General features: G+C 41.4%; 32 protein-coding genes and 1 tRNA gene. 16 read left to right on the top strand and 17 right to left on the bottom strand.

All coding sequences use genetic code 11. From position 1 onward, the window contains the following. Positions 1–126 precede the first annotated feature (126 nt). The 6 genes from M9H69_RS02750 to nrdR all read right to left on the bottom strand — a co-directional run bounded on the left by M9H69_RS02750 (position 127) and on the right by nrdR (position 5,770). Positions 127–978 carry a TPM domain-containing protein gene (locus M9H69_RS02750; protein ID WP_250315832.1) on the bottom strand — a complete coding sequence of 284 codons (852 nt, stop codon included), beginning with the start codon at positions 976–978 and terminating at the stop codon, positions 127–129. Positions 979–1,201: 223 nt separating this feature from the next. Next, on the bottom strand, positions 1,202–2,512 hold the full coding sequence (gene der, locus M9H69_RS02745; protein WP_250315831.1) for a ribosome biogenesis GTPase Der: 1,311 nt from the start codon (positions 2,510–2,512) through the stop codon (positions 1,202–1,204). A gap of 13 nt (positions 2,513–2,525) precedes the next feature. Beyond that, entirely contained in the window at positions 2,526–3,239 is a 714-nt protein-coding gene (locus M9H69_RS02740; RefSeq protein WP_250315830.1) for an NADPH-dependent oxidoreductase, read from the bottom strand. Further along, positions 3,236–4,132, bottom strand: coding sequence for a primosomal protein DnaI (gene dnaI / locus M9H69_RS02735; protein WP_250315829.1), 897 nt, complete (start codon positions 4,130–4,132; stop codon positions 3,236–3,238). Before dnaI ends, M9H69_RS02740 begins: the two co-directional genes overlap by 4 nt. Beyond that, entirely contained in the window at positions 4,133–5,296 is a 1,164-nt protein-coding gene (locus M9H69_RS02730) for a DnaD domain protein (RefSeq protein ID WP_250315828.1), read from the bottom strand. It lies immediately after the preceding gene. Beyond that, a complete protein-coding gene (gene nrdR, locus M9H69_RS02725) occupies positions 5,297–5,770 on the bottom strand; it encodes a transcriptional regulator NrdR (protein ID WP_001203678.1) in 474 nt (157 codons plus the stop codon). Positions 5,771–5,910: 140 nt separating this feature from the next. On the opposite strand from nrdR, the gene M9H69_RS02720 reads away from it, so the two are divergent. From M9H69_RS02720 to M9H69_RS02710, 3 genes are read left to right on the top strand one after another with little or no spacing between them, the layout of a single operon-like run. Next, positions 5,911–6,276 (top strand): GntR family transcriptional regulator, encoded by a 366-nt coding sequence (locus M9H69_RS02720; protein ID WP_000119122.1) that lies wholly within the window; start codon positions 5,911–5,913, stop codon positions 6,274–6,276. Between the two features lie 4 nt (positions 6,277–6,280). Further along, complete coding sequence (locus M9H69_RS02715) at positions 6,281–6,976, top strand: ABC transporter ATP-binding protein (protein WP_000173183.1); 696 nt, start codon at positions 6,281–6,283, stop codon at positions 6,974–6,976. 15 nt (positions 6,977–6,991) lie between these two features. Then, positions 6,992–7,720, top strand: coding sequence for an ABC transporter permease (locus M9H69_RS02710; protein WP_000498776.1), 729 nt, complete (start codon positions 6,992–6,994; stop codon positions 7,718–7,720). 98 nt (positions 7,721–7,818) lie between these two features. Here M9H69_RS02710 and M9H69_RS02705 read toward each other — a convergent pair whose 3' ends face one another. Beyond that, a complete protein-coding gene (locus M9H69_RS02705; RefSeq protein ID WP_000427008.1) occupies positions 7,819–8,673 on the bottom strand; it encodes a helix-turn-helix domain-containing protein in 855 nt (284 codons plus the stop codon). Between the two features lie 101 nt (positions 8,674–8,774). Here M9H69_RS02705 and M9H69_RS02700 point away from each other — a divergent pair, with 101 nt between their 5' ends. Then, a complete protein-coding gene (locus tag M9H69_RS02700; RefSeq protein WP_350027871.1) occupies positions 8,775–9,995 on the top strand; it encodes a caspase family protein in 1,221 nt (406 codons plus the stop codon). A gap of 12 nt (positions 9,996–10,007) precedes the next feature. Then, positions 10,008–11,186 carry an N-acetylmuramoyl-L-alanine amidase family protein gene (locus M9H69_RS02695; RefSeq protein WP_084920179.1) on the top strand — a complete coding sequence of 393 codons (1,179 nt, stop codon included), beginning with the start codon at positions 10,008–10,010 and terminating at the stop codon, positions 11,184–11,186. Positions 11,187–11,298: 112 nt separating this feature from the next. Here M9H69_RS02695 and M9H69_RS02690 read toward each other — a convergent pair whose 3' ends face one another. Together M9H69_RS02690 and M9H69_RS02685 are read right to left on the bottom strand one after the other, a co-directional pair. Then, the gene (locus M9H69_RS02690) at positions 11,299–11,994 is read right to left on the bottom strand and encodes an LrgB family protein (RefSeq protein ID WP_001288938.1); all 696 of its coding nucleotides are present in this window, start codon (positions 11,992–11,994) and stop codon (positions 11,299–11,301) included. After that, positions 11,987–12,364 carry a CidA/LrgA family protein gene (locus M9H69_RS02685; RefSeq protein ID WP_250315826.1) on the bottom strand — a complete coding sequence of 126 codons (378 nt, stop codon included), beginning with the start codon at positions 12,362–12,364 and terminating at the stop codon, positions 11,987–11,989. The genes M9H69_RS02690 and M9H69_RS02685 overlap by 8 nt, the downstream gene beginning before the upstream one ends. 196 nt (positions 12,365–12,560) lie before the next feature. On the opposite strand from M9H69_RS02685, the gene M9H69_RS02680 reads away from it, so the two are divergent. The 7 genes from M9H69_RS02680 (at position 12,561) to queF (ending at position 16,108) form a co-directional block, all read left to right on the top strand. After that, on the top strand, positions 12,561–12,941 hold the full coding sequence (locus M9H69_RS02680; protein ID WP_250315825.1) for a MarR family winged helix-turn-helix transcriptional regulator: 381 nt from the start codon (positions 12,561–12,563) through the stop codon (positions 12,939–12,941). Positions 12,942–13,037: 96 nt separating this feature from the next. Next, entirely contained in the window at positions 13,038–13,259 is a 222-nt protein-coding gene (locus M9H69_RS02675) for a DUF4649 family protein (RefSeq protein WP_000570266.1), read from the top strand. 15 nt (positions 13,260–13,274) lie between these two features. Beyond that, complete coding sequence (trxA, locus tag M9H69_RS02670) at positions 13,275–13,589, top strand: thioredoxin (protein ID WP_001029581.1); 315 nt, start codon at positions 13,275–13,277, stop codon at positions 13,587–13,589. Between the two features lie 203 nt (positions 13,590–13,792). Next, positions 13,793–14,446, top strand: coding sequence for a 7-cyano-7-deazaguanine synthase QueC (gene queC, locus M9H69_RS02665; protein ID WP_250315824.1), 654 nt, complete (start codon positions 13,793–13,795; stop codon positions 14,444–14,446). Next, positions 14,446–14,889, top strand: a complete 444-nt coding sequence (gene queD / locus M9H69_RS02660) for a 6-carboxytetrahydropterin synthase QueD (RefSeq protein ID WP_250315823.1) — start codon at positions 14,446–14,448, stop codon at positions 14,887–14,889. Before queC ends, queD begins: the two co-directional genes overlap by 1 nt. Continuing rightward, a complete protein-coding gene (gene queE, locus M9H69_RS02655; RefSeq protein WP_250315822.1) occupies positions 14,882–15,598 on the top strand; it encodes a 7-carboxy-7-deazaguanine synthase QueE in 717 nt (238 codons plus the stop codon). Before queD ends, queE begins: the two co-directional genes overlap by 8 nt. Positions 15,599–15,616: 18 nt before the next feature. Beyond that, positions 15,617–16,108 (top strand): preQ(1) synthase, encoded by a 492-nt coding sequence (gene queF / locus M9H69_RS02650; protein ID WP_000082587.1) that lies wholly within the window; start codon positions 15,617–15,619, stop codon positions 16,106–16,108. 298 nt (positions 16,109–16,406) lie between these two features. Here the strand turns inward: queF and M9H69_RS02645 are convergent, their stop codons facing one another. Together M9H69_RS02645 and M9H69_RS02640 are read right to left on the bottom strand one after the other, a co-directional pair. After that, a complete protein-coding gene (locus tag M9H69_RS02645; protein WP_250315821.1) occupies positions 16,407–17,075 on the bottom strand; it encodes an MIP/aquaporin family protein in 669 nt (222 codons plus the stop codon). A gap of 145 nt (positions 17,076–17,220) precedes the next feature. After that, positions 17,221–17,568: a winged helix-turn-helix transcriptional regulator gene (locus M9H69_RS02640; protein ID WP_125848464.1), complete on the bottom strand. Its 348-nt coding sequence runs from the start codon at positions 17,566–17,568 to the stop codon at positions 17,221–17,223. A gap of 150 nt (positions 17,569–17,718) precedes the next feature. On the opposite strand from M9H69_RS02640, the gene M9H69_RS02635 reads away from it, so the two are divergent. Next, complete coding sequence (locus M9H69_RS02635; protein ID WP_250315820.1) at positions 17,719–18,108, top strand: nuclear transport factor 2 family protein; 390 nt, start codon at positions 17,719–17,721, stop codon at positions 18,106–18,108. 168 nt (positions 18,109–18,276) lie between these two features. Here the strand turns inward: M9H69_RS02635 and pepF are convergent, their stop codons facing one another. The 6 genes from pepF to M9H69_RS02605 all read right to left on the bottom strand — a co-directional run bounded on the left by pepF (position 18,277) and on the right by M9H69_RS02605 (position 23,451). Then, a complete protein-coding gene (pepF, locus tag M9H69_RS02630; protein WP_250315819.1) occupies positions 18,277–20,073 on the bottom strand; it encodes an oligoendopeptidase F in 1,797 nt (598 codons plus the stop codon). A 10-nt stretch (positions 20,074–20,083) separates the two neighbouring features. Continuing rightward, on the bottom strand, positions 20,084–20,827 hold the full coding sequence (locus tag M9H69_RS02625; RefSeq protein WP_250315818.1) for a 16S rRNA (uracil(1498)-N(3))-methyltransferase: 744 nt from the start codon (positions 20,825–20,827) through the stop codon (positions 20,084–20,086). Between the two features lies 1 nt (position 20,828). After that, a complete protein-coding gene (gene prmA / locus M9H69_RS02620) occupies positions 20,829–21,779 on the bottom strand; it encodes a 50S ribosomal protein L11 methyltransferase (RefSeq protein ID WP_250315817.1) in 951 nt (316 codons plus the stop codon). A gap of 137 nt (positions 21,780–21,916) precedes the next feature. Then, positions 21,917–22,351, bottom strand: coding sequence for an NUDIX hydrolase (locus M9H69_RS02615; RefSeq protein WP_000421346.1), 435 nt, complete (start codon positions 22,349–22,351; stop codon positions 21,917–21,919). 49 nt (positions 22,352–22,400) lie between these two features. After that, positions 22,401–22,943 carry a hypothetical protein gene (locus tag M9H69_RS02610; protein WP_076984747.1) on the bottom strand — a complete coding sequence of 181 codons (543 nt, stop codon included), beginning with the start codon at positions 22,941–22,943 and terminating at the stop codon, positions 22,401–22,403. A 37-nt stretch (positions 22,944–22,980) separates the two neighbouring features. Further along, the gene (locus M9H69_RS02605) at positions 22,981–23,451 is read right to left on the bottom strand and encodes a DUF3013 family protein (protein WP_250315816.1); all 471 of its coding nucleotides are present in this window, start codon (positions 23,449–23,451) and stop codon (positions 22,981–22,983) included. Between the two features lie 115 nt (positions 23,452–23,566). Between M9H69_RS02605 and M9H69_RS02600 the strand changes: the two genes are divergently transcribed. From M9H69_RS02600 to M9H69_RS02590, 3 genes are all read left to right on the top strand, one after another. Then, positions 23,567–24,838, top strand: a complete 1,272-nt coding sequence (locus M9H69_RS02600; RefSeq protein WP_084939878.1) for a replication-associated recombination protein A — start codon at positions 23,567–23,569, stop codon at positions 24,836–24,838. A gap of 262 nt (positions 24,839–25,100) precedes the next feature. Continuing rightward, positions 25,101–25,173: transfer RNA gene (locus tag M9H69_RS02595), tRNA-Lys, on the top strand. A 57-nt stretch (positions 25,174–25,230) separates the two neighbouring features. Next, complete coding sequence (locus tag M9H69_RS02590) at positions 25,231–25,686, top strand: hypothetical protein (protein ID WP_063641718.1); 456 nt, start codon at positions 25,231–25,233, stop codon at positions 25,684–25,686. Positions 25,687–25,852 lie beyond the last annotated feature (166 nt).

The raw sequence follows: 25,852 nt of genomic DNA, 5'->3' as shown, positions 1-25,852 counted from the left end.
CTGAGAAAATACTCAGATTTTAAATCAATTTCCCAAACTTTGTTTTTATTTTTAATTAAGGAGTGAACTGTTGCAAAGGAGTCACCTTACTGTATGGAGAAATTGGTTTGAGCAATATACAATCACTCACCAGTCATCAGACGAACCGCCACCATCAAAGCCACCGCCGTCCCAGCCACCAGATGAGTCGGAGCCTGAGTCAGACCAAGAGGATCCTGAATCTGATGAGTCACCGCCCCACCAGCCACCGCCAGAATCATCGCCATGTGAACCTCCACCACGACCTCCAGATATAAATCCGATAATCATCACGATGAAGTAAATGAGAATTCCAAATCCGATAACTCCGTCACTCGAACTGCTTTTTCGATGACGTCTCGAAGAACTCCTCTCACCAGCATACCTTTCAAATTCCCTTAAGCGACTAGAATTGGTCGCATAGTCGTAACTACTTTTAGAACTTGAAGCAGTCGTACTCGATCCACTATAGAACATGTAGTTGAGATTGTTGACTATTGAGAGAACACCCTTGTTATAGTCACCATTTTGAAAGTAAGGACGTGCTGTTGTCAAGAACCTGTGAGTCTGATAGTCTGTGATTTTACTGGCCACATTATTACTGGTTTCAATCCGTGATTTTCTATCTTGGACTGCTACCACAATCAAGACACCGTGATTGTCTCCCGAATAGCCAATCTTCCAAGCTCTAGCTGTTTTATTGGCTACTGTTTCGATTGTTTCTCCATCTAGACTTTTCACAACATAAACGCCCATTTGGAATTTTTCTGATTTTTTACTATTGACATTATTCAATTCTCGTATCTGACTTATAGTCTCATCCGTTAAATAATGATCCGGGTCATAGATCCCGTACTCAGGTTTTTCAGGTGCTGTGAATGCTGACAAAAAGAGAAAGACCATCAGCAATCCAAGCAAGCGAACCAACAAACTATGTTTAAATAATCTTCTTCTTTTCATAATAACCTCCCTAGTAAAGGAAAATTGATTTAAGGAATTATAGCATTTTGATTTTTACAAAGAAAGTACATTTTCATTACAAATAGATTACAAAAGCTAGGAAAATGATTGAAATTTGATGACAGATTCTCCTCCAATTTGATAAAACTTTTACTCCTTTTATAGAAAAAAGAAGACTATGAAGTCTTCTTTTAGTTTGTTTTTGTAGAAAAACAAGCTAGGCTTACTTACGTTTTCTCGCGATCAAGTGAATCGGGGTCCCTTCAAAGACAAAGGCCTTGCGGATTTGATTTTCCAAGAAGCGCAGGTAAGAGAAGTGCATGAGTTCTTCTTCATTGACAAAGATGACAAAGGTTGGTGGCTTGGTTGCCACTTGAGTCGCATAGAAGATTTTGAGGCGTTTTCCTTTGTCTGTCGGTGTTGGATTGATAGCAATGGCATCCATAATGACATCGTTCAAGACAGCCGATGGGATACGGGTGTTTTGGCTTTCACTGATTTGCTTGATCATCTCAGGCAGTTTGTGGAGACGTTGCTTGGTAAGAGCTGATACAAAGACAATCGGAGCATAAGGCAGGTATTGGAACTGCTCACGGATATCTTCTTCCCAGTTCTTCATGGTGTGATTGTCTTTCTCAAGGGTATCCCACTTATTGACCACGATGATCATCCCTTTACCGGCTTCGTGGGCAAATCCAGCGATACGCTTATCATACTCACGAATACCTTCCTCGGCATTGAGGACCATCAAGACCACGTCAGAACGGTCAATGGCACGCATGGCACGCATGACAGAGTATTTCTCCGTATTTTCATAGACTTTACCAGACTTACGCATACCAGCTGTATCAATCATGGTAAACTCTTGTCCATCCGTATCTGTAAAGTGGGTATCAATGGCATCACGCGTTGTCCCAGCTACTGGACTAGCAATCACGCGGTCTTCTCCCAAAATGGCGTTGATCAAACTGGATTTCCCAACGTTAGGACGGCCAATCAAGCTGAACTTGATTACGTCTGGATTTTCTTCTTCAACTTCATTTGGTAGATTTTCCACGATGGCATCGAGCACATCACCTGTTCCAATACCGTGGACAGACGAAATTGGCAATGGTTCACCCAAGCCTAGCGCATAGAAATCAAAGATATCATTTCGCATTTCAGGGTTGTCAACCTTGTTAACAGCAAGGATAACTGGTTTATGGGTCTTATAAAGTTTACGGGCTACGTATTCGTCCGCATCGGTGATTCCTTCTTTCCCAGACACCACAAAAACAATGACATCGGCTTCTTCCATGGCAATTTCTGCCTGGTGCTTGATTTGCTCCATGAAGGGAGCATCGACGTCGTCAATCCCTCCCGTATCAATCATACTAAAGGAACGATTGAGCCACTCACCCGTTGCATAGATACGGTCACGTGTTACACCCTCGACATCTTCTACGATTGAGATCCGCTCACCAGCGATCCGATTAAATAGGGTTGATTTCCCAACATTGGGACGTCCCACAATGGCAATAGTTGGTAAGGCCATGTTTTCTCACTTTCTACAATAACTTTTTCTGTTCTAGATTTTTCCGAGTTGAACTAGGTTCGGCTTGACCAAACTGCTCTGCCAAACGCTGACTCCAAGAGGTCGTCGCACGCGCACCAGCATAGTCCGCTTGTACTTGGTCATAGTCCAAAATCGCTTCAACTGGCTGTTCTTGGTATTCTTCCTCAAAAACCACTTGACTCAAAGGCAGTCTTGGTTTGACATCATGTTGTTGATTTGGCACGCCAAGGGCAATCCCAAAAACAGGGTAGGTATAGTCAGGCAGGTTAAAGAGCGCTGCCACTTCTTCCGACTTGTAACGGACTAAACCGATAATCACACCACCATATCCCAGACTCTCTGCTGCAAGCAAGGTGTTTTGACCAGCAAGCGCCGCGTCTACAGACGTGATAAGGAGGCCTTCCACTCCTTGAGGTTGGAAAGTATCCGTATGAAGACTCGCTCCCTTTTCAGCTCGGTTCAAGTCACCGACAAAGAGCAAAAAGGCAGCTGACTGGCGAATGGCTTCCTGCGGAACCAACTCATATAAGGCATCTTTCTTCTCTTGACTGCGCACAAGAATCACAGAGTAGGATTGAAGATTTTTCCAGGACGACGCCATTTGCCCAGCAGTCAAAATCTCGTCCAAGTCTGCTTGAGGAATTTCTTGCTCCTTAAAGCGACGAACTGAAGTATGAGCTTTCATCAGTTTAATGGTTTCTGTCATCGGCGATTTTCTCCTTCTAGTCTCGTTTCCTCTGCTAAATAGCGGATTCGTTCCATGACCCGTCTAGCTTCCCAAGTCTCATCATTTCCATTCTTTCCTTTGGCAAAATGTTTTTCCAAATCTTGGAAATTAAAGTTGGAAGTAAAGAAGGTCGGCAAATCTTCCTGCATGCGATACTGAAGAATAACTTGGAGAATCTCATCACGCACCCAAGGAGTCGACTGCTCTGCGCCAATATCATCCAATACTAAGACCTCTGCTAACTTGATGTCATCCACCAGGGTCTTCACAGAGCCTTCACCGATGGCATTTTTCACATCAATGACAAAACTTGGATAGTGGAGAATAGTCGTTGAAGCCCCACGTTTTTCAGATAAGTCGTGAGCTAGGGCCGCCATCATGAAACTCTTTCCGACACCAAAATCTCCATAAAGATAGAGGCCTTTTCGGATGCTTGGGTAAAGGTTAACAAAGGCATAGAGTCTCTCAAAAATCGGCAAACGACCTAGATCATCCAGGTCAATCTGAGCCAACTTCGCTTTCTTGAGACTTGCTGGTAGATTGATCAACTTGAGACGATTCTTTATAGCTGCCTCTTTTTCAGCCGCGATTAGTTCTGGTGTTTCTTCATAAGACACATCCGCATAACCGTGATTCATGACCAAGATAGGCTTGTAGCCACGCGCTATATAGTCCGCATCCCCACGAAGAAACTTATCTCGTTCTGTGATATATTGGTTGAACTTGGAGATGCTACGATTTAACTCCTCTTGGCTGAGGGATTCTTTCTGGATAAAAGCCGCTACATCGGGGTCCTTCATGATCTGCTGGACTAGGTCCTGATACTGAAAACGACTTGTCTGACGTTTGATTACGTCACCAACACTTTCCATCTAGTCTCCTCCTTCTTCTAATCGGGCTAGCATTTCTTGTTTTTTACGTTCTAGTTCCAGACGAGTTTCCTCGCTGGTTTGATTCTTGTATTCTGGATTACTCCACTTGGGTACATTTGTCTTAGCCGAGCTTGTCTTTGATTTTTGATCTTCCTGACCTTTTTGCTGGTGTTCTCGAATCCGAAGCACGGCTTCCTCTGCTGTCCGAATCTTGCGATAGGCATAGTCGTTAGCAACTTTCATGGCGTATTTTTCATTGACATTGGCCGAATCAACCTTGTTAAAGGTTAAAAGTAAGACGATATTGATGACTTCGTCCAACAAGCCTAAAGACGCCATCTGGTGAAGGAGCTCTCTTTCACTCTGGGTGATGTTTCCCTTACGTGTTTGCTTGATTTCGGCTAAAAATTCCAGGGGAGTTTTATTCTTTGCTTCCCTGATAATGGTCATTTCTTTGGGGCTAAAGTCAGAAGACGCTGGTTTTTGTGCTATCTTTTCACGCATGCGTTTGACTGAAATAACCTGAGCCACTGTAGTCGCCTTGGCTAATTGATAGGTTTCAAACCAGGTCCATTTTTTTTCGTCTGCAATGGCAAACAATTCCAAAACATCTGCCTGCTCGTTTTCAAAACGCAAACCATCTCGAGCCATCAAGCGCTGAAAATGTTCCAAATCAAAATCATTTTTCATCTTGATTTTAGACTCGATTGCAGTCACTTCTTCGGTCAAGTTTGGAAAGACTTGGCTCAAAGAAACAGAGAGTGCTTCTCCCTCACTTGGAGCCTGCTTCATGGAAGCAAGCGCAGTATCCCCAATCTTTCTCTCCAACAGTCTACTATAGACAGAATGACTTAAAAATTCCTGACTAGAGAGGGGTGAATGAAGCTGTAATTCATAGGTTTCTCCCTTTTGATAAAGGGTTAATAAATTCAAAGCAGATAAAATTTTAAAGGATTGGAGCAAGGTCGGCATGCCGAAGTTTAAGTGGTTGAGGATATGGGAAAAGAGATGCTCCTTTTGCCCTCCATCCCAAAAGGTAATGGCATATAGATAGAGGCTCAGTGCCTCCTGACCGATAATCGGGAGGTAGCACTGCACCAGAGAAGAGGTATCTTGCGACACCCGATTATTCTTTAGAAAAGAAAAACGGTCATTTGGCTTCATTTACTTTTCCTTTTTCTTTTTTGAGGACTGGGTGATCTGCTGGAGCAGACTCTCCAACTCACTCACATCCTTAAAGCTACGATAAACACTGGCAAAACGAACATAGGTAATCTCATCAAGCTCTGCCAATTCTTCCATGACTAAAGATCCAATATATTCACTTTGGATCTCATTCTCACTGCGACTACGGAGTTTTTGCTCAATGCGATTGACCACCATGTTGATTTCATCACTTGACACAGGACGCTTCTGGGCTGAACGGATAATCCCATTAAAGATTTTATCTCTTGAAAATTGTTCTCGCGTACCGTCTTTTTTGACGACAACTAGCGTTCTTTCTTCTACTCGTTCATAGGTTGTAAAACGATGCTGACACTCGTCGCACTCACGTCTTCGACGGATGGTATTTCCTTCTTCGGCTTGTCGACTATCAACAACACTAGACTTGGTAGCCCCACATTTTGGACAACGCATGCATTTCCCTCCTTGTCGTTTTCTTTTCATTATACCATTTTTTGAGCAATTCCCAAAACAATTCTTATTTTTACTTGACAAGTTTTTTGTTTTATTGTATTATTTAATTAGAACAATAAAGAAAAAGAAAGGAGACTATGATGTCCTGGTCATTTGATAATACAAAACCCATTTATTTACAGATTATGGAAAAAATTAAACTACAGATTGTTTCCCATGAACTGGAACCCAACCAACAGCTCCCAACCGTAAGAGAACTGGCGAGCGAGGCTGGGGTCAATCCCAATACCATCCAGCGCGCCTTGTCTGACCTTGAACGTGAAGGATTCGTTTATAGCAAGCGAACAACTGGTCGTTTTGTCACCGAGGATTTGGACCTCATCGTTCAGTCCCGCAAACAACTTTCCGAAGAGCAACTGCAACACTTCGTCTCTTGCATGCTTCAATTTGGCTACAAAAAAGAAGAACTGCCAAATGTATTAAGCGACTATATCAAAGGAGTTTAAGACTATGACACTACTAGCACTTGAAAATGTATCAAAATCATATGGAGCAACTGCGGCACTTGACAATATCTCACTAGAGATCTCAGCTGGAAAAATTGTCGGGCTCCTTGGACCAAATGGATCCGGAAAAACAACCTTGATCAAACTGATTAACGGTCTCCTTCAGCCAGACAAAGGACGTGTCCTCATTAACGGACAGGATCCAAGTCCTGCTACCAAGGCGATTGTCTCTTATCTACCAGACACAACTTATCTCAATGAGCAAATGAAGGTTAAAGAAGCCCTGACTTACTTTAAAACCTTCTATCAGGATTTCAATCTTGAACGCGCCCAACATCTGCTTGCAGACCTTGGCATTGATGAAAATAGTCGCTTAAAGAAATTATCAAAAGGAAACAAGGAAAAGGTCCAACTAATCCTGGTTATGAGCCGTGAAGCCCGCCTCTATGTTCTTGACGAACCAATCGGAGGTGTGGATCCAGCTGCCCGTGATTATATCCTCAACACCATCATCAATAACTATTCCCCAACTTCTACGGTCCTGATTTCAACCCACTTGATTTCAGATATTGAGCCAATCTTGGATGAGATTATCTTCCTCAAAGACGGAAAAGTCGTTCGCCAAGGAAATGTTGATGATATTCGTTACGAGTCAGGTGAATCAATTGACCAGCTCTTCCGCCAGGAATTTAAAGCCTAAGCAAAGGAGATTATTATGTTTTGGAATCTAGTTCGTTATGAATTTAAGAATGTCAATAAATGGTATTTAGCGCTCTATGGAGCTGTGCTTGCAATTTCAGTTTTAATTGGAGCTTTTCTTGGTAGCCTTAGTCAGAGTTACAATTCTAACAATGCTGTTTATTTCATCTTCTTTTTGGTACTAGTCTTTGGAGGACTCAGCGTCACTCTTTGGATTGCAACAATCTTTTTAATCATCCGAAGATTCAAGGGGAGTGTTTATGACCGCCAAGGGTACTTGACCCTAACCTTGCCTGTCTCTGAGCATCAAATCATCATCGCAAAACTTTTAGGTGGTCTTGTCTGGTCCATCTTAAGCTATATCGTCTTTATCTTGAGTGTATTGATTATCTTCTTCTTAACACCAATAGAAAAAGACTTCACTGTCCTCTATAACTTCATTTCCCCTTACCTCAGCTACGGCTGGCTGTATGCCCTATCACTATTTGTCGGTTCGATTACATGGATTTTATCCATTTACCTCTCCATCTCAATCGGACAACTCTTTAATGAGTATCGAACAGCTATGGGGATTCTAGCCTATATCGTCATTGCCATCGTCATTGGTTATGTTTCTCTCTTTTTCCGAATTGAAAATGACTTTAACATGATGATTGGTACAGAAATTCTGCGCGATCTCTTTTTATCAGCTATCTACTATCTCGGTACCTACTATATCTTGAAAAACAAGGTTAATTTGCAATAGTTTAAACGTCAAAAAAGGATAACATCTCATCACTGAGAGGCTATCCTTTTCTTTATCTCATTTTTTAACTAGATTAAAAAAATGAATCCATCTAGCAATTAAAATATAAAATCTGATCTAAATATCTCGTTTAATTTCTCTATTGTGTCACTATCATTATATTCCTTAAATATTCTCATAGCTTTAGAACATTCTTTCTTACCTATCTCTACTCGATTAGTTTTAATATGATAAACACCTCTTAAAAAAAGCAAATAATTTTTTTCAAAATAATATCCTTGTCTCGTAAGTAAATTTTCTAAATCATCTATAAAAAATTGAGCGCTATCTAACAAATTATTTTTTAACAGTAATTCCAAGTTAAATAAATATAAAGGAATTACCCTGCGAGCTCCCGTTTCCGTTTTTAGAAAGTGTCGTGTTTTCTTGATTACTATTCTATATAGTAAGCTAATGGTTTTTGTATTCATAAAAAACACCGAATTATAGAAAATTTTTAGTTCATACTCCATCCAAGTATCTACAGAAAGCAGATATTTTATTAATTCATTGCATTTAGATGAATTATAAGGAAGGTTTGCAAGACGGTTGATCTGTTGCTCAGTAATCAATTTTATATGGTAATTGCATAAACTTTTTTCTTGCTTTTGTCTTAACTCTATTTTCTGGACTAATTCTTGAAGTAAAAATATATCTGAAGAATTTACAGCATTTTCTAACTCTCCCCAAAAACATACCTTTTGGGAGTAATAACAGTGAACTAACTCTTCAAATTCTGAAAATGAGGTTCCAAGGCGATCTAACAGAATATAAAAATGATTAATAGATAACTTCGTAACTCCATTCTCGAACCGAGAAATTGTTGATTCACTAATTTCATTACACGCTAAATCTTTCAGACGAAAATTTTTTGAAATACGGATATCTTTTAAAACGGCTCCAAAATTTTCCATATCAATTCTCTTCCATTTCTGCAATAAATAAAACGAGCTTTTTTTATTCTGATATGATTATATCAAAATAAAAAAAAAAGGAAAATATTATTATGAAAGTTTTGAAGAAAATTTCATTATCAGCAGTTGCTTTACTTAGCTTGGGAGCATCCCTGCCAACCAATAATCCAGTTTCTGCTCAAGAATCCTCCACTCAAACGACTTATAGTAAGTCAAGTGGAAGTTGGATAAAATCTGATAGCCGTTGGTGGTATGAGCATTATGATGGTTCTTATACTACAAATGGATGGGAAAAAATAAATGACACCTGGTACTATTTTGATAGTGAAGGTTGGATGAAGACAGGTTGGATTAAAGAATATGGAAAATGGTTTTTTCTAGATGATAGTGGAGCCATGAAAACTGGATGGTGTTGGGATTCGGGTAGTTGGTATTATTTAGATACTAGTGGTGTCATGCAAACAGGGCTACAGACTATCGAAGGTGAACAATATTATTTAGATACTAGCGGAGCTATGCAGACGGGTTGGCACAATATCGGAGATGATACCTATTTCTTTGCTAATAGTGGCGAAAGCCGAAATATCAATCGTCGGGCTTTAGTTCTTGGTGAAACATCTACTCCAGCAGTACCTATCGCAGATGTTAATGCGATGGAAAAGGTATTTAGCAACCAAAATTTCAGTGAAGTTGTTCGTTTCCCAGATAGAACTAAGTCTGAGATTATTGCAAAAATGCAAGAACTATTTGAATCTTCTACCGAAAGTGATGTGAACTATCTTTACTTTACTTGTCATGGAGGAAGAGATGGAAGAATCTATATTGGGAGTGATAAAACAGCATTTTCTGGTTGGGAATTGGCGTCCATTTTAAAACAATACAAAGGTAAGTTTGTTGTTATGCTGGATTGTTGTCATGCTGGAACAATTATCTCTAAAGATAATACGGAGGCATCCAATGAAGAAGCCTCTACAGAATATTTTGATTTGAACGAGTTTGTATCAGGATTTTCTAATATGAATGGTAACGAAAAATCAGGTGAGATGATTGACTCTAAATTTTTAGTACTATGCTCATCAAGAGGTGCAGAATACTCTAGTGGTGGATCATTAAGTTTAGCGACTAAATATTGGTCTTTAGGTTCAGGATGGAATCCTCTACAGAATTCACAAGTATCTTTAATAGCAGACCAAAATTATAATCATAGAATCACGTTAAATGAACTGTATACATACTCTCGTGAACAAGTTTTGAAACAAAATTCTAACCAGCATATTGAAGTTTATCCAGACAACAGTCAATTTGTTTTATTCAAAAAATAAGGAGTTCATAAAATGAAAGTATCAAAAAAAATTACACTACTTAGTTTGTCATTGGCAGGTTTCGTTTTATTGACTCTACCTCAAGCAGGAAAGGCATTTGAACTTAAAGAAGACTGGGCTTTTAAAGGCGGCATTCGATACGAGAATGGGAAAGTCAGTAAGATTAATAATGGATATGAAGTAAATATTAAAGTGTTAGATTTACCTAGTACTAGCAAAATCGAATGGACAGTTAGTTTAAATGGAGAAAAGCAAAATACTAGCTTTTTAGCGGAGGAAAGAACGGTATCTAAAACTGAAGATAAGGGACGTTTTTTACACTTTTATATCCCTTATGGATATCGTGGGGATATTGTAGTAGAGGCTAAGAGTGGTACTGAAGTAAAAACTTGGTCTACTAAGGTAGTTGACGATGTTGATTCAGATACTGCTAAGAGTGGCTACTTTGTTTTAGATGGTGACCAAATCTTAGAAAGTTCATGGGATTCTGTAAATGAGTCTTATGTTACAACGCTTCCAACCGTAATATCAGGAAAATCTGTTGTTGCTTGGCGTGAAGAAGGAACTCTTAATTTAATTAAACCAGGAAGAATTGCTCGGCAATATAATAGCAGTGGATTATATGTAAAACTTTCTCCAATCTTTGAAACTGCTAGCTGGCTACAATCAAACCAAAATTGGTACTATCAAAAACAAGGTCAACTAGTTAAAGATGCTTGGATCAATAATCAGGGAACATGGTACTTTATGGATGATGAAGGGGTTATGTTTAATCAAACATGGCTATACCGAGGTGGTAGCTGGTATGCCTTTAAATCATCAGGAGCTATGATTTCAGCTGATTGGCTATATGATAATGGCTCTTGGTATTACCTAAAAGATTCAGGTTCTATGGCGACAGGCTGGATTAAAGATGGTGGCTCTTGGTACTACCTAAATGATTCAGGTTCTATGGCAACAGGTTGGATTAAAGATAGTGGAACTTGGTATTACCTAAAAGACTCAGGTTCTATGGCAACAGGTTGGATTAAAGATAGTGGAACTTGGTATTACCTAAAAGACTCAGGTTCTATGGCGACAGGTTGGGTCAAAGATAATGGTAAGTGGTACTATCTCGCATCATCTGGTAATATGCTTCGTAATACCTATACACCTGATGGCTATTATGTAGATGATAGTGGAGCTTGGTAATAATCTAGAGTATAAATCTTATTCTATTAACTATTAGTTATAGATTCACAGGCTAAATGATATAAAAGCTACATGACAATACAAAAAGCAAGGAACTTAAATTCCTTGCTTTTTAACTCAATATCAAACTGGCTACTATTGGACTGACAAAGACGTAGAGAATACCGGTGACACCGATGGCCAAGCCACCCATGGCTCCTGCTACCGAGCCGTATCGAAAGGCTGTTCCTGTTCCGACTGCATGACCTGTTCCACCGAGGGAAAGACCAACTGCCACTGGATCGTCAATTTTCAACCACTTCAAAAGGGTTGGTCCGATCACACTGGTTAAGATCCCAGTCGCTACTACGACGACCAAGGTCACAGTCGTTAAACCCTGCAATTTTTCTGTAATCCCCACTGCCATAGCGGTTGTTACTGACTTGGGAAAGAGAGAAATGGCTAGGAAAAAGTCCATACCAAATATTTTCGCTACTATGGCAGTGAAGCTAGTATTGACCACTACTGCTAGCAGACTACCAAAGAGAATACTCCGAGCATGGTGCTTCATCAAGTGAAAACTCTTATAAAGCGGAATCCCTAGAGCCACTGTCGATGGGACAATCAAATTATTCAGATAAACCCCACCTTGGTAGTAATCTTGGTAAGAAATACCTGTCGCCTTAAGAAGGATGATAATAAAAATTGCCGACAAAAGCAAAGGTGTTGTCAAAGGATGGGGAAAACGTCTGTAAATCAGCATTCCCACTAGATAAGCTAGGATAGATAATGCAATCCCAAACAGAGGATTCGATACAAATTCACTCATTTCGTTCTCCCTTCTCATAATCTCCCTCAAAACGTCTCTTGATAAACTGAACCACTAGGGCTATGAGGATAATGTTGATGACAGCCGCAAAAAAGACAATCAAAACGATGGGCAAGAGATAGGGGGCAATCACATCAAACTTTTCCATGATACCAACTGCTGGTGGCAAAAAGAGAATGGTCATATTGGCCAGCAAGAAATTCCCAACCATGTTGACATGCCTGGTTCTCAACCACTTGAATTGTAGGGCTAGAAAGAGAATAATCAAACCGATAATACTGCCTGGGATGGGCAGATGAAAGAAACTGGAGATTCCCTCACCGATTAGAGAAATCACAAAGAGAATCATTAATTGAACATATAATTTCATCCTAAACTCCATGAAATAAACTTCTTGCATACCAGTTTACTCTTTTTTCAGAAAATTTCAAGGAAATATTGAAATTCTTCTTTCTTGCAAGGATTAGTTAAAAGTAGTATAATAATTGCATGCGCAATCATCTTGTGTTAGAGAGAAAGTCAGTAATGACTTTGTGATTTTTACTTTGAAAAGAAAGGAGAACGCAATGACCTATTTGGAAAAGTGGTTTGACTACAACCGCCGTCAAAAGGAAATGGAAGCCTTGTTAGAAGAAACCATTGCCCAACAGAGTGAACAAAAGCTAAACTTGAAAGAGTTTTACCTGCTCTACTATCTGGATCTAGCTGATGAAAAATCCTTACGACAGATTGATTTACCCGATAAACTCCATCTCAGTCCGAGCCCTGTTTCTCGAATGGTGGCTCGTCTGGAAGAGAAAAACTGCGGTTTGCTTAGTCGCAGATGTTGCGATCAGGATAGACGGGCTAGTTTTATCTGCCTGACTGACGAGGGACAAACGACCCTAGCTTACCTGCAAAAGGCCGTCGAAGAAAGATTAGAAACCAGTCTTGACTTTATTTCTTAATCAGTTTTTTTAAAAAGTTGCGTGCGCAATCATTTTTCTTGACATTCCTCTTTTCAAGGAGTACAATAAAGTCAAGATCGAACAAAGGAGTTTAATATGATCGAAATTACCTATCTAGACACCAGCAAACAAGAGAGAACCATGACTTTCGAGTCTTACGAAGACTTTGAACGTTCTCAACAAGCTTGCCTTATCGGTGTCGCAGATTATTACCCCGTTCAAAAATTAACCTATAATGGTCATGATTTGGACTACCATGGGACTTATGGAGATGTCTTCTTCTATCTCATGAAACAAGATTTAAGCCAATATAACTAAAAAAGGAGAAATACAATGGCAAAAGCAATTACAGATGCAACATTTGAACAAGAAACAAAAGACGGATTAGTCTTGGTAGACTTCTGGGCAACTTGGTGTGGTCCATGTCGTATGCAAGGTCCAATCTTGGATAAATTGTCTGAAGAACTTTCAGAAGATGTTTTGAAAATCGTTAAAATGGACGTTGATGAAAATCCAAACACAGCTCGTGCCTTTGGAATCATGTCTATTCCAACTCTTCTCTTCAAAAAAGACGGCCAAGTGGTGAAACAAGTTGCTGGTGTTCACACTGCAGAACAAATCAAGGCCATCGTTGCTGAATTGAGCTAATCACACGAGAGACCAAGTACTTTATTTGGTCTCTTTTTTTCTTGCCCTTTGCCATTTTTCAAAAAATATGCTAGACTGTAGGTAGAATATTACGATGTTTGGGACATGCCATCGCTAAAAAAAACCTCTACTTGGTATTTTTTAGCTCCCCTAAAGGGAGCTTTTTGCGTGCTCTGAACATTTCCCATTTTGGAAGGAGTACTATGAAACGTCAATCAGCCTTGGTCGTCTTTAGTGGCGGTCAAGATTCCACAACTTGCCTCTTTTGGGCTAAAGAACACTATGAAACAGTCGAAGCTGTCACCTTTGCCTATGGCCAACGTCATCATCTCGAAATTCAAGTTGCTAGAGAAATCGCTAAGGAACAAGGCATTCGTCATCACATCTTAGATATGTCTCTGCTGGGACAAATCACTGAAAATGCGCTGACCTCTGATATGGAAATCGAGCAAAAAGAGGGAGAGGTTCCCAATACCTTTGTTGACGGTCGCAACCACCTCTTTCTTTCCTTTGCGGCAGTTCTTGCCAAGCAACGAGGCATTAAAGACATCGTGACAGGTGTCTGCGAGACAGATTTTTCAGGCTACCCTGACTGCCGGGATGTCTTTGTCAAATCCCTTAATGTTACGCTCAACCTTGCCATGGATTACGACTTTGTTATCCAAACACCTCTCATGTGGCTAGACAAGGCTGAAACTTGGGAATTAGCCGACCAACTAGGTGCCTTTGAATACGTTCGTGAAAAGACCTTGACCTGCTACAATGGGATTATCGGAAGTGGCTGCGGAAATTGCCCAGCCTGCCACCTACGTCAGCATGGTTTAGATGTTTATCTTTCACAGAAAGGAGAGGGCTAATGTTTTTCGCACCTAAAGAAATCAAACAGGAAACTGGGGAGTCTCTTGTCTACAATCCTCACAGAACCTTGGTATCAAAAGAATTTACCTTCGACGCTGCCCATCACCTCTTTCACTATGAGGGAAAATGCAAATCCCTTCATGGTCACACCTATCATCTGCAGATTGCTGTCAGTGGATTTTTAGATGAACGTGGCATGACCTACGATTTCGGAGATATCAAAGCTATCTACAAGAACTACTTAGAGCCCCACTTGGACCATCGTTATCTCAATGAGACCCTGCCCTATATGAATACGACTGCTGAAAATATAGTTTACTGGATTTTCCAAACCATGAGTCAAGAGTTGCCAGATGAACGTGGTCTCCGTTTGGAATACGTTCGCCTCTATGAAACTCCGACTGCCTTTGCAGAGTTTAGACGGGAGTGGTTAGATGACTAGGGAACGTGTCCTCAAACTACCTGTTCTGGAAATTTTCGGCCCAACCTTTCAAGGTGAAGGCCGTGCTATCGGGCAGAAAACTATGTTTGTCCGCACTGCAGGTTGCGACTACCACTGCGACTGGTGCGACTCCGCCTTTACTTGGGATGGTTCTGAAAAACCAACTCGCATGACGGCTGACGAAGTCATTGCTGCCTTGGATAAATTGGGGACCTACGACTATGTAACTCTATCTGGGGGAAATCCTGCTATCCTAGCAGCCAACATGGCCGAATTGGTCACTAAACTCAAGGAACGTGGAGTCACTCTAGCTGTTGAGACCCAAGGCTCCCGCTGGCAAAATTGGTTGAAAGACATCGACCAGATTACTCTGAGTCCAAAACCTCCTTCATCCAAGATGGAAGTCAACTTTGAGACCTTGGATTTCATCGTTTCCCAACTGGATCCAGACAAAGTCACCTTTAAAATCCCTGTCTTTGATGACGCCGATTTGGCCTTTGCCAAAGACATTCAAGAACGCTACCAACCAGATGTTCTCTTCTTATCAGCAGGAAACCCTGAGCCCAAGGCTAGAGGCAATATCGTTCAAGACCAACTAGACCGCCTCAAAGAACTCTGGGAACGTGTCGCTGCTGACGATAGCTGGGGCAATGTCCGCGTCCTTCCTCAACTCCATACCCTCCTCTACGACAACCAACGTGGTGTTTAAGATTAGAAAGAAAAAATCATGTCACAACAAGAAGAAATGAAAAACCTAAGCCTACTGGGCAACAAAGAAACCAACTACATTTTCGAGTACCAACCAGAAGTCCTCGAATCCTTTGACAATCGTCATGTGGAAAATGACTATTTTATCAAATTTAACTGTCCTGAATTTACCTCACTTTGCCCAATCACTGCTCAGCCAGACTTTGCGACTATTTATATTTCCTACATCCCTGACAAGCTCTGTGTTGAGTCAAAATCCCTCAAACTCTACCTCTTTAGCTACCGAAATCATGGAGATTTCCACGAAAACTGTATCAACACCATCGGGAAAGACTTGGTCAACTTGCTAGACCCTCGCTATTTAGAAGTCTGGGGAAAATTCACTCCGCGCGGTGGCATTTCAATCGACCCCTACTACAACTACGGTAAACCTGGAACTAAGTATGAAGGCTTGGCAGAACAACGCCTCTTCCAGCACGACCTTTATCCAGAGAAAATTGACAACCGCTAAACTCATACTCAATGAAAATCAAAGAACAAACTAGGAAGCTAGCCGCAGGTTGCTCAAAGCACTACTTTGAGGTTATAGATAAGACTGACGAAGTCAGCTCAAAGAACTGCTTTGAGGTTGTAGATAGAACTGACGAAGTCAGCTCAAAACACTGTTTTGAGGTTGCAGATAGAACTGACGAAGTCAGTCACATATATAATCAAAGGTGAAGCTGACGTGGTTTGAAGAGATTTTCGAAGAGTATCATACGAAAAAGCCTTGCTCCTCAAGATGAGGAGCAAGGCTTTTTGAGTTTCAATTATTCTTCTGTTCCAAGAAAGTTTTTCGCAACAAGAGCTGCAAGAATACCACCAACGATTGGGGCAAGGATGAAAATCCATACTTGTTGAAGGGCTGCACCACCTACCAAGACAGCTGGTGCCAAGCTACGGGCTGGGTTTACTGAAAGGCCAGTGATGTTCAAGCCCACAAGGATCAAAGCTGTCAATGACAAACCAATCACCAAACCAGCGATTGCACCATTACCTTTGCTTGCTGATGTTACAGTCATGATAACTAGGACAAACAAGAAAGTTGCGATGACTTCAAACAAGAATCCACCAAAGACAGTGACACCGTTTGCTAAGGCATTTTCACCAAGACTAGCAGTTGACATGCCCGAGTTAGACAAGAGGAAGAATACTGCAGCTGACGCAAGGAAAGCTCCAACTACTTGTCCAAGGATGTAGTTTACAAGCTCTGAAGATGACAAACGTTTGTTTACAAACATAGCGATCGAAACCGCTGGATTCAAGTGAGCCCCTGAAACAGTTCCGATTGAGAAAGCTGCAACTACGATGGCCAAACCAAAAGCAAGAGCAATCCCAAGGTGGCCAAGACCTTCAACACCATTCCCAAAAACAACAGCTCCTGTTCCGATGAACACAAGCATAAATGTACCGATTAATTCAGCAATAAATTTTTTCATGATAAGTCTCCTTTTTTTAAACTATGTATTAGTCTATCAAAAGAAGGAAAGGGTTTCAAGAAAATTGACTGGAAATTTACTGGTTTGCCTTACTGTCTTTTAATTGAGGGATGCGATTAAAAATACATTCCCTCTATAGGACTTATCAGTTGCCTATCTCATTAGCATTTAGCAACTTGATATAATCTAGACCCCATTTCTCGACAGCATCTAAAACAACTCTGAATTCCTGCCCCATTTCGGTTAAGCTGTACTCAACTCGTGGGGGAACTTCGGCATAGACCTTTCGTTGAACAATCTTATCCTTTTCTAATTGACGGAGATGACGGGTCAAAATAGTTTGAGTAATCCCAGGCAATAATCTCTGCAATTCTTTAAATCGTTTGGTACCCGTACTCAACTGATAAATGATTACCAGTGCCCATTTCCCTGTTAAAACCCTTTGCGTTGTCGCAAATGGGCAAATACCATACTCACTCACTTTATTTGGCATAAAACATCTTCTTTCTATTTTTTTTAAAAAATTTATCTTTTAGTAGCAACAATAGTACTACTTTTGATACTAGCTATCAAAAAAGTGTCTACTTATTTTTTTGATTTTAACTGTTACAATTATACCATAAAAAAGAAATGGAGAATAGATATGTCAACAAACTTAGAAATTTTCAACGCTTATAACCAAGCTTTAATTGCTGGTGACTTTCCTGGTGTCTTTGAAACGATGGCAGATGATATTGTCTGGCATCAACCTGGTAATCATAATATATCTGGCACAGTTATTGGTAAGGACAAGCTAGGATCTCACCTAGCTACATTTGCTGAGAAAACTAATGGAACCTTTAAGGTGATAACAAATTGGGTTTCTGACAATAAGGATTTAATCGCAGCTAATGTTACTTTTCTCGGAACACGTGCTGATGGTACTGAACTCAATATGAACGGGATTGACCTCTTCCGTATTGAAGACGGAAAAATCAAAGAAGTTTGGCTCTTCTCTTCAGATCAAGCTGAAGAAGATAGCTTTTGGGGATAATTTAAGAGGCCGGGACAAAAAATTTTGATTTTAGGAATTCTTTATTATAAATTTTTAAAATCGATAGATTAGAAAAAAAGCGAACAAGACAGAATTCTGAGTATCAGATAACTCATTTTGTTCGCTTTTTTTATTTAAGGTTAGACTTTTGTCCCAGACTCTTTTAATTTACTCCCCCAACTCAGCACTGTAGGCGATAATCTGATCAACTGTGTCAGACAAGAACTGGATGGTATCACGTAGTGGTTTATCTGTTGAGATATCGGCTCCGATAATCATGGCTGACTCAAGTGGTGTCTTGCTACCACCTGACTTAAGAAGATTGATCCAGTCTTCAGCTCCAGTTTCTGAATGTTTCAGATGAAGGTAACCCGCAGTCGAGATCACAAGTCCAGCTGAGTAAGTGTAGCTATACAAGCCCATGTAATAGTGGGCTTGGCGCATCCAAGTGAGTGCCGCATCGTCGTCAATTTCAATAGCATCTCCCCAGAAATCTGTCAAAACTTCCTTCATAATGCTGTTGAGCTTGCTTGCTCCAAAGGTCTCCCCTTCTTCAATCAGTGTATATACCTTGCGCTGGAAGGCTGCTTCCAAGAGGTGGGTAATAAAGTTATGGAAGTAGGTATCTGTCAAGCGGTGGGCAAGAGCAAAGCGTTTTTGACGAGGATCGTCAGACTGATGTTCCAAATAATCACTTAAAAGCAATTCATTGAAGGTTGACGGCGCTTCGACGTAATAAGTAGACATGTGGGCATTAAAGTAACTCTGATGATTGTCAGAAAAGATAAATTGACCAGAATGCCCGATCTCATGAATCAAGGTATAGACATCGCTCAAACGGCCTGTCCAACTCATAAGGACATAAGGGTGCACGCGATATGGATCCGCCGCATAACCACCAGAATCCTTGCCACTATTGGCAGCGAAGTCCACCCAACGTTCTTCTTGATAGCGCGCAACTTCCTGACAATATTCTTGTCCCAAAGGTTCTACTGACTTCATGACCAAATCATAGGCGTCGTCAATAGTCACTTCAGGATTAAGAGCGCTATCCAAGTCCAATTTCCAGTCAGCAAAAGTCATCTTTTCAAGACCATTAACCTTGGCAACATGCTTGAGGTATCTCTGAGCTACTGGTGCAAAGTCCTTCATGATGAGGTCAATCTGGCGGTCAAACATGGCACGATCCACTTCTTGCTCAGCCAGAAGATAGTCAAAGACTGAGTCGTAACCCTTCATATCTGCCAATAGTTTTTCAGACTTAACCTGAGCTAGATAGGTTGCCGCAGCTGTATTCTGGTGCTTACGGAGTCCTTCTGAGAAGGAACGGAAGGATTTCTCACGAACCTCAGCATCCTCGTGGTTTTGATAGAAGTTCTCATAGGTCACAAAGCTATTTTTGTAGGTCTTGCCATGGGCTTCAAAGTCAGCCATTTCAAAGTCCCCAGCTCGCATCTTAGTGTAAATGTCCTGTGGACTGTAGAAAACTTCACCCAGATTGGTCAAGGCCTTTTCCACATCAGCCCCTAGATAGTGGGCTTTTTTGATTTTGGCTTGACGAATGGCTGCCGTCAAGTGAGGCAATTCACCCAAACGGTCTAAGACCTCCTCATCTGCAACCACCAAGGCGTCGTCAAAGAAGGTCAAGGCTACGCTGGCGTCTGTTTCAAATTCCATCCCAGCTTGGGCGATATTAGCAAAATCTTCATTGCTATAGTCTGTCGTCTGAGGCATAAAGGCATAATTGCCGATATGACTCATCTGGATATAGATTTGTTCCAATTCCGCAAAGGCCTTCTCGAAATCCTCAAAAGTGTGAAGATTACCCTTGTAATCACGGCTAAATTGGTTGATGTCTTCGCGCGTTTTCTCGATTGCACGCAAGAAATCCTCACGGTCTTGGTATAGGGCAGTTAAATCCCAAAGTTCCTTTTCTGGAAATTCTGAACGGTGTTTTTGTTCCATTTTCTTCCTCTTATTTCTCTAATTCTAATAATACGCTAAGGGCTGATAGAGCGTAAAGCGGCGCTGTTTCTGCTCGCAAGATGCGAGGGCCAAGCCCTGCCAAGACGGCTCCTTTAGCTTCAAAACTTTCAATTTCTGCTGGTGAGAGACCGCCTTCTGGGCCAAAGATAAAGAGCAATTTGGCTCCTTTTTCAAGACCAGTGACTGCTTGTAAGAGAGCAGCGGTTTCTCCTTCTTTAGCTAACTCTTCATAGGCCACTACGATAGAGTCAAACTGGGCCAGTTGGGCTAGAAAATCTGCTTTTTTCTCGAAAAGCTGGATACTTGGAACGAGATTACGCTTGCTTTGCTCTGCTGCTCCAAGGGCGATTTTTTCCAGTTTTTCGACTTTTTTGCCCAATTTCTTGCCGTCCCATTTGGCAACTGACCAATCGGCAGGGAAGGCCCAGATTTGGCTAGCACCAAGTTCTGTTACTTTCTGAGTGATGAACTCCAGCTTATCTCCCTTGGGAAATCCTGATGCGATGGTCACTTGGATTGGCAGTTCCACATTGTCAGCTAATTCTTGAATCAACTCAAACTGACGTTTTTCCACATCTAGCACGCGCGCCAAGCGCTTGATACCATCATCAAAGACCAAGGTCACCTCATCATCTTCTTTCAAGCGCATGACCTGAAACATATGCTTGCTGGTTTCCTTGTCCTCAATAGTGACAGGAGAGACTGCACTGCCCTTGACAAAATACTGCTGCATGCTAGCCTCCAATCACACCTGAAATATCCTTGGTTTTCTTAAAGACACAGGCATTCCATTCCCCTTGAATCATGTGAGTTTCAAGGAAAAATCCAGCTGACTCAGCTGACTCTCGCACCATGTCCCACTTGTCCTTGATAATCCCACTCATAATCAGGTAGCCTTCGTCCTTGACCAAACGATAAGCATCGTCTGTCAGATGAATGAGAATATCCGCCAAGATATTAGCCACAATGACATCTGCTTCAATCTCCACACCCTTGAGCAAATCTCCAGCAGCAACATGGATGTTTTCCATGCCAGGGTTGAGCTCAATATTTTCCTGAGCCACACGAACTGCCACATCATCTAGGTCATAGGCGAAAATTTCCTTGGCACCAAGCAGCGAGCTAGCGATAGAAAGGACACCTGAACCAGTCCCCACATCTAGCACCGTTTCGCCACCACGAAGAACCTGCTCCAAAGCAAAGAGGCTCATCTTGGTCGTTGGATGCGTTCCAGTCCCAAAGGCCATACCAGGATCCAGTTTGATAATCTTTTCTCCCGCAGTCGCCTCATAGTCCGTCCAGGATGGCACGATGGTCAAATCATGGGTGATACGAGCTGGTTCATAATATTTCTTCCAGTTGTCTGCCCAGTCTTCCTCAGCCAAGGCAGTCGTGCCCATCTTGACCTCTCCTAGATCCATAAAATCGGTCAATTCTGCTAGACGAGCCTTCAAGTCCATTTCAACCGTTACCACATCAACCGTATCAGGATAGTAGGCGGTCACCACAATTTCTTCTTGTTGCTCGACCTCAGGGAAAATCTCACCGAAGCGATCCACATTTCCCACATAGTCCATACTGTCCTCGATCGCAACACCTTGCGCCCCCAGCTCAATCAAGAGATTGGAGACCAGCTCCTCTCCCTCACGCTTCACTGTAACTTTTAACTCTTGCCATGTTTCCATAATTAAGATACCAAGCCCGTAAAACACAAAGCCAAAATAGGAAACTCTCTGAAGACGCTTGTGTCTAAGAGAAGTTTATCTTTTTGGCACAGTGTTTAGGGCGGGTTCAGTTTAGAAATGTAACCGAACCATCCTTTCTATTCACTTTCTTTTAAATAATCCCTCAATCTCGCCTGTAGCTGAGGCACAGCTTGTTTAGAATTCAAAAATTCCTCAATGCTCATCAGCTTATAAGCCTGTCCTTCATCTCCAAAGTTGATATTGTCGAATTGTTCTTGACTTAGCTGACCGACCATAAAGACAGACTGCCGACCTTCATAGAGCATGCTGGGGTAGACCTTGCTCCAGAGCAGGCAATCCTCAGTCAGATGAATTCCTAGTTCTTCATAAACTTCACGCGCTGCGCACTCGAAAGGACTTTCGTCCCCTTCGCGACCACCACCTGGCAATTCCCACATATTGGGCCAAGGGATATTGTCCTTGTCATCACGCAAGATGGTCAGTAGCTTATCTCCACAAAAGAGGGCAATTTTACAACCCGTAAAATCCAAGTGTTTATCCAATAATTCCATGATGATGACCTTTTCTTATCATAACTACTACTCTATAGAAAACCCCTAGCTAGCTTTCTTCAATCACCTTTTGGCAATCTGCATCCCAGTATGCCTGCCATCTACCATGTTTTTTAGCAAAATAAACGGTAAACTCATCATTTACATAATCTGCAACATAGCGAAGATTAGGCGGATTTTCCTCAAAACTTAATACCCAAGGATGGAAGTAAAATGTCCTTTCCCACCTCTTCTGAGTATAGCCCAAATCCTTGGCAAACTGAGGGATGGGTTGTTGCATCTCACTTTCCAAACAAGACTGAATGGCATTGTCAATACTATTTAAACGAGCTAATAGTTGTTGAAACTGCTCTTCTTCCTCCGTCTTAAAACCAACTAGAAATTCAAATTCCGCAAAATCTTCAGGAAATTCAAGTTCTGTGATTTTACCATCCTCTGCGTAGCGTCCCTCCTCATTAACGAGGCGACGAGTTCCAAACTTCAATACTCGCTCGAAATCTAGATCCGCAAAGCGATTGCGAGGAAGAGAAGAGGAAGAAAACTCAGATTTATCTGACTTTCTCATAAAAATTTGTTTGATTTTCTCTAACATGCTCTCTCCTCTTTGAATTCCTTATTTTTAAAGTTTCCTAGTATCTCGGATAAGGATAAAACTCTCCTTCTTCCAAGCCGACTTTTCCTTCTTCAAAGACTTCTTGGTTCCATTCCATGACAAATTCTTCTGCTTCTGGGTCTTCCAAAAAGTCCATGAGCGCATCCAGCCCAACCTCTGCAGTGTCTTTGAGGAATAGGGAAAAATAGGCTAAAAATTCACGAGAGAATCCTTTTTTAGGTAAGTAAGGAATGACAGTCAGATAATCGTCCGCATTGACTGTTGACTTGGCAGGATTGTAGAAAAGAACTGCTTCCTCAAAGAGAATGTCGTCTGATGACACCTCTCCGTCCTCGTCCAGCATCTTTACTCCTGCAGCATTTTGTGCCTCTAATAGAAAACTGACTTCAACCGCATGATTGCGCTTGTCCCAGCTAATCTCAAAGTCAAAAGGAAAGTTCTTGTCCAATTCTTCCTCTAAAACATCTAAAAATCCGTATGTTGCCATTTTGTCCTCTTTCTATGCGACTCTTAAATCGCCCCGAATACTCGGAATTATGCTAAAATAGATACTACCATCTTACCACATATACATCAGAAAATCCATGTTAGAAAGGACTGCTATGCCTGACAATCTCGCACTTCGCATGCGCCCAAAAACCATCGACCAGGTCATCGGTCAGAAGCATCTAGTCGGATCAGGAAAAATCATCCGCCGCATGGTGGAGGCCAACCGCCTGTCCTCCATGATTCTCTACGGACCTCCGGGTATCGGAAAGACCAGTATCGCCTCTGCCATCGCTGGAACGACCAAGTATGCCTTTCGGACCTTCAATGCGACTGTTGATAGTAAAAAGCGACTGCAAGAAATCGCCGAAGAAGCTAAATTTTCTGGAGGACTGGTTCTGCTACTGGACGAGATTCACCGACTAGATAAAACCAAACAAGATTTTCTACTTCCCCTCTTGGAAAGTGGTCTGGTCATCATGATTGGGGCTACGACTGAAAATCCTTTCTTTTCAGTCACTCCAGCCATTCGTAGCCGTGTTCAGATTTTTGAGTTAGAACCCTTGTCCAATCAAGATGTCAAAGGAGCGATTCAGATAGCTCTATCTGACCCTGAGCGTGGATTTGATTTCCCAGTTGAGCTAGATGAGGATGCGCTGGATTTTATCGCAACATCTACCAATGGAGACCTCCGTTCTGCCTTTAATTCACTAGATTTGGCTGTTCTCTCTACCCCTGAGAATGACAAGGGCATCCGCCATATCACTCTTGATATCATGGAAAATAGCCTCCAGCAGAGCTATATTACCATGGACAAGGATGGGGACGGTCACTACGATGTCCTCTCAGCCCTGCAAAAGTCTATCCGTGGCTCGGATGTCGATGCCAGCCTCCACTACGCGGCCCGCTTGATTGAGGCTGGGGATCTGCCTAGTCTCGCTCGTCGTTTGACCGTTATCGCCTATGAAGATATCGGTTTGGCTAATCCTGAAGCTCAGATCCATACTGTAACTGCTCTAGATGCTGCTCAAAAGATTGGCTTCCCAGAAGCTCGCATTCTCATTGCCAATGTCGTGATTGACTTGGCCCTTTCTCCAAAATCCAACTCAGCCTATGTGGCGATGGACAAGGCCCTTGCTGATCTCAAAACATCAGGGCATTTGCCTATCCCTCGACACCTGCGCGATGGCCACTACAGTGGAAGCAAGGAACTTGGGAACGCCCAAAACTATCTCTATCCCCACAACTATCCTGGAAATTGGGTCAAGCAGGACTATCTGCCAGAAAAAATCCAAAATCACCACTATTTTACTCCAGAAGATACCGGCAAATACGAACGAGCCTTGGCGCAACGCAAGGAAACCATTGATAAATTACGGGACTTGTGAAATCCTTTTCAAAAAAATAAATTTTCCTCTTGATTTTTTTTGAAAAAGTGGTATCATATAAACATAGAAACGCTGTGGTGTACGACTTCACACTTAAGTGTTGACCGACTATTTTTGTATTATTAGGGAAACAAAAGTCTTCTAACAGCATGTAGGCCGTCTCACACGGAAACAGCTTCAGTTAGAGCGAGTTGCCCACCTGCTTAATTGCGCGGGTTCAATACAAACCGTGAAGTTTCGGCACCAATACAGCTTTTTCTTTGCCTCCTTAGCTCAGTTGGTAGAGCAGTAGACTCTTAATCTATGGGTCGCAGGTTCGAGCCCTGCAGGGGGCATCTAAATACAACAGGAAAACCCTTGGAATCAGGGCTTTTTTTGTGTCCTCCCTACTTATGTCCCATCAACAGATGCTCAAGATATATTTTGTGTGTAAAAAAATTCTTTTGCTCCTCTACGAAAAACAAAAAAGCTATCCTACCTTTGCAAATTTGGATAAGATAGCAGAATATTTTAATGCAACTCCAACCCAACTATTTGGAACTAGTAAAGAGATTGAGTTAGAAAAGAGTGTTCTTGAATCTAATGAATACTCTGATAAAGTAAGTGAGATTTTAAAAGCTGTCAAATACATCGAAGATTTTCTAGAAACTGATGGACAGTACTTAGAGGATTTACTTTACTTAACAAGAGGCAACCAACTATACACAGAAGATGGAGATGAGTTGTATATTGATCCAACTTCTCAGAAAAGAACACTTCATAACCAATATGAACCTGGTTTTATTGTAGCAAGGGATAAATCTCCACTAGAACTCTTAATTGAAAATAAGGAATTGTTTGATAAATAGAAAAAGCGAGGATAACCTCGCTTCAGATTGAAGTTAAAATCTTTAGAAGACACTTTTATAAGGACTTTGTCTTCAATCTGTGAAAAGGAGTGAAAACTCCTTTTCTTTTTGTAAATCAGACTGAAACTTCCAAATTTTCCATTTTGTTTATTGACATTTCCTCTAA

Source organism: Streptococcus oralis, from assembly GCF_023611505.1.
GTDB classification, from domain to species: Bacteria; Bacillota; Bacilli; order Lactobacillales; family Streptococcaceae; genus Streptococcus; species Streptococcus oralis_CT.
This window is presented reverse-complemented; position numbering and strand designations above follow the sequence as displayed.

Bases quoted from the DNA above. Each gene is read 5' to 3' on its own strand.
- M9H69_RS02600 (WP_084939878.1), top strand. From the start codon at position 23,567: ATGCCTGACAATCTCGCACTTCGCATGCGCCCAAAAACCATCGACCAG.
- M9H69_RS02610 (WP_076984747.1), bottom strand. From the start codon at position 22,943: ATGTTAGAGAAAATCAAACAAATTTTTATGAGAAAGTCAGATAAATCT.
- M9H69_RS02645 (WP_250315821.1), bottom strand. From the start codon at position 17,075: ATGAAAAAATTTATTGCTGAATTAATCGGTACATTTATGCTTGTGTTC.
- queF (WP_000082587.1), top strand. From the start codon at position 15,617: ATGTCACAACAAGAAGAAATGAAAAACCTAAGCCTACTGGGCAACAAA.
- M9H69_RS02710 (WP_000498776.1), top strand. From the start codon at position 6,992: ATGTTTTGGAATCTAGTTCGTTATGAATTTAAGAATGTCAATAAATGG.
- M9H69_RS02750 (WP_250315832.1), bottom strand. From the start codon at position 978: ATGAAAAGAAGAAGATTATTTAAACATAGTTTGTTGGTTCGCTTGCTT.
- M9H69_RS02730 (WP_250315828.1), bottom strand. From the start codon at position 5,296: ATGAAGCCAAATGACCGTTTTTCTTTTCTAAAGAATAATCGGGTGTCG.
- M9H69_RS02605 (WP_250315816.1), bottom strand. From the start codon at position 23,451: ATGGCAACATACGGATTTTTAGATGTTTTAGAGGAAGAATTGGACAAG.
- der (WP_250315831.1), bottom strand. From the start codon at position 2,512: ATGGCCTTACCAACTATTGCCATTGTGGGACGTCCCAATGTTGGGAAA.
- M9H69_RS02625 (WP_250315818.1), bottom strand. From the start codon at position 20,827: ATGCAGCAGTATTTTGTCAAGGGCAGTGCAGTCTCTCCTGTCACTATT.
- M9H69_RS02590 (WP_063641718.1), top strand. From the start codon at position 25,231: ATGTCCCATCAACAGATGCTCAAGATATATTTTGTGTGTAAAAAAATT.
- prmA (WP_250315817.1), bottom strand. From the start codon at position 21,779: ATGGAAACATGGCAAGAGTTAAAAGTTACAGTGAAGCGTGAGGGAGAG.
- M9H69_RS02695 (WP_084920179.1), top strand. From the start codon at position 10,008: ATGAAAGTATCAAAAAAAATTACACTACTTAGTTTGTCATTGGCAGGT.
- M9H69_RS02690 (WP_001288938.1), bottom strand. From the start codon at position 11,994: ATGAGTGAATTTGTATCGAATCCTCTGTTTGGGATTGCATTATCTATC.
- M9H69_RS02720 (WP_000119122.1), top strand. From the start codon at position 5,911: ATGTCCTGGTCATTTGATAATACAAAACCCATTTATTTACAGATTATG.
- M9H69_RS02635 (WP_250315820.1), top strand. From the start codon at position 17,719: ATGTCAACAAACTTAGAAATTTTCAACGCTTATAACCAAGCTTTAATT.
- queC (WP_250315824.1), top strand. From the start codon at position 13,793: ATGAAACGTCAATCAGCCTTGGTCGTCTTTAGTGGCGGTCAAGATTCC.
- M9H69_RS02740 (WP_250315830.1), bottom strand. From the start codon at position 3,239: ATGACAGAAACCATTAAACTGATGAAAGCTCATACTTCAGTTCGTCGC.
- queD (WP_250315823.1), top strand. From the start codon at position 14,446: ATGTTTTTCGCACCTAAAGAAATCAAACAGGAAACTGGGGAGTCTCTT.
- dnaI (WP_250315829.1), bottom strand. From the start codon at position 4,132: ATGGAAAGTGTTGGTGACGTAATCAAACGTCAGACAAGTCGTTTTCAG.
- M9H69_RS02680 (WP_250315825.1), top strand. From the start codon at position 12,561: ATGACCTATTTGGAAAAGTGGTTTGACTACAACCGCCGTCAAAAGGAA.
- M9H69_RS02705 (WP_000427008.1), bottom strand. From the start codon at position 8,673: ATGGAAAATTTTGGAGCCGTTTTAAAAGATATCCGTATTTCAAAAAAT.
- M9H69_RS02640 (WP_125848464.1), bottom strand. From the start codon at position 17,568: ATGCCAAATAAAGTGAGTGAGTATGGTATTTGCCCATTTGCGACAACG.
- M9H69_RS02675 (WP_000570266.1), top strand. From the start codon at position 13,038: ATGATCGAAATTACCTATCTAGACACCAGCAAACAAGAGAGAACCATG.
- nrdR (WP_001203678.1), bottom strand. From the start codon at position 5,770: ATGCGTTGTCCAAAATGTGGGGCTACCAAGTCTAGTGTTGTTGATAGT.
- queE (WP_250315822.1), top strand. From the start codon at position 14,882: ATGACTAGGGAACGTGTCCTCAAACTACCTGTTCTGGAAATTTTCGGC.
- trxA (WP_001029581.1), top strand. From the start codon at position 13,275: ATGGCAAAAGCAATTACAGATGCAACATTTGAACAAGAAACAAAAGAC.
- M9H69_RS02615 (WP_000421346.1), bottom strand. From the start codon at position 22,351: ATGGAATTATTGGATAAACACTTGGATTTTACGGGTTGTAAAATTGCC.
- M9H69_RS02715 (WP_000173183.1), top strand. From the start codon at position 6,281: ATGACACTACTAGCACTTGAAAATGTATCAAAATCATATGGAGCAACT.
- M9H69_RS02685 (WP_250315826.1), bottom strand. From the start codon at position 12,364: ATGAAATTATATGTTCAATTAATGATTCTCTTTGTGATTTCTCTAATC.
- pepF (WP_250315819.1), bottom strand. From the start codon at position 20,073: ATGGAACAAAAACACCGTTCAGAATTTCCAGAAAAGGAACTTTGGGAT.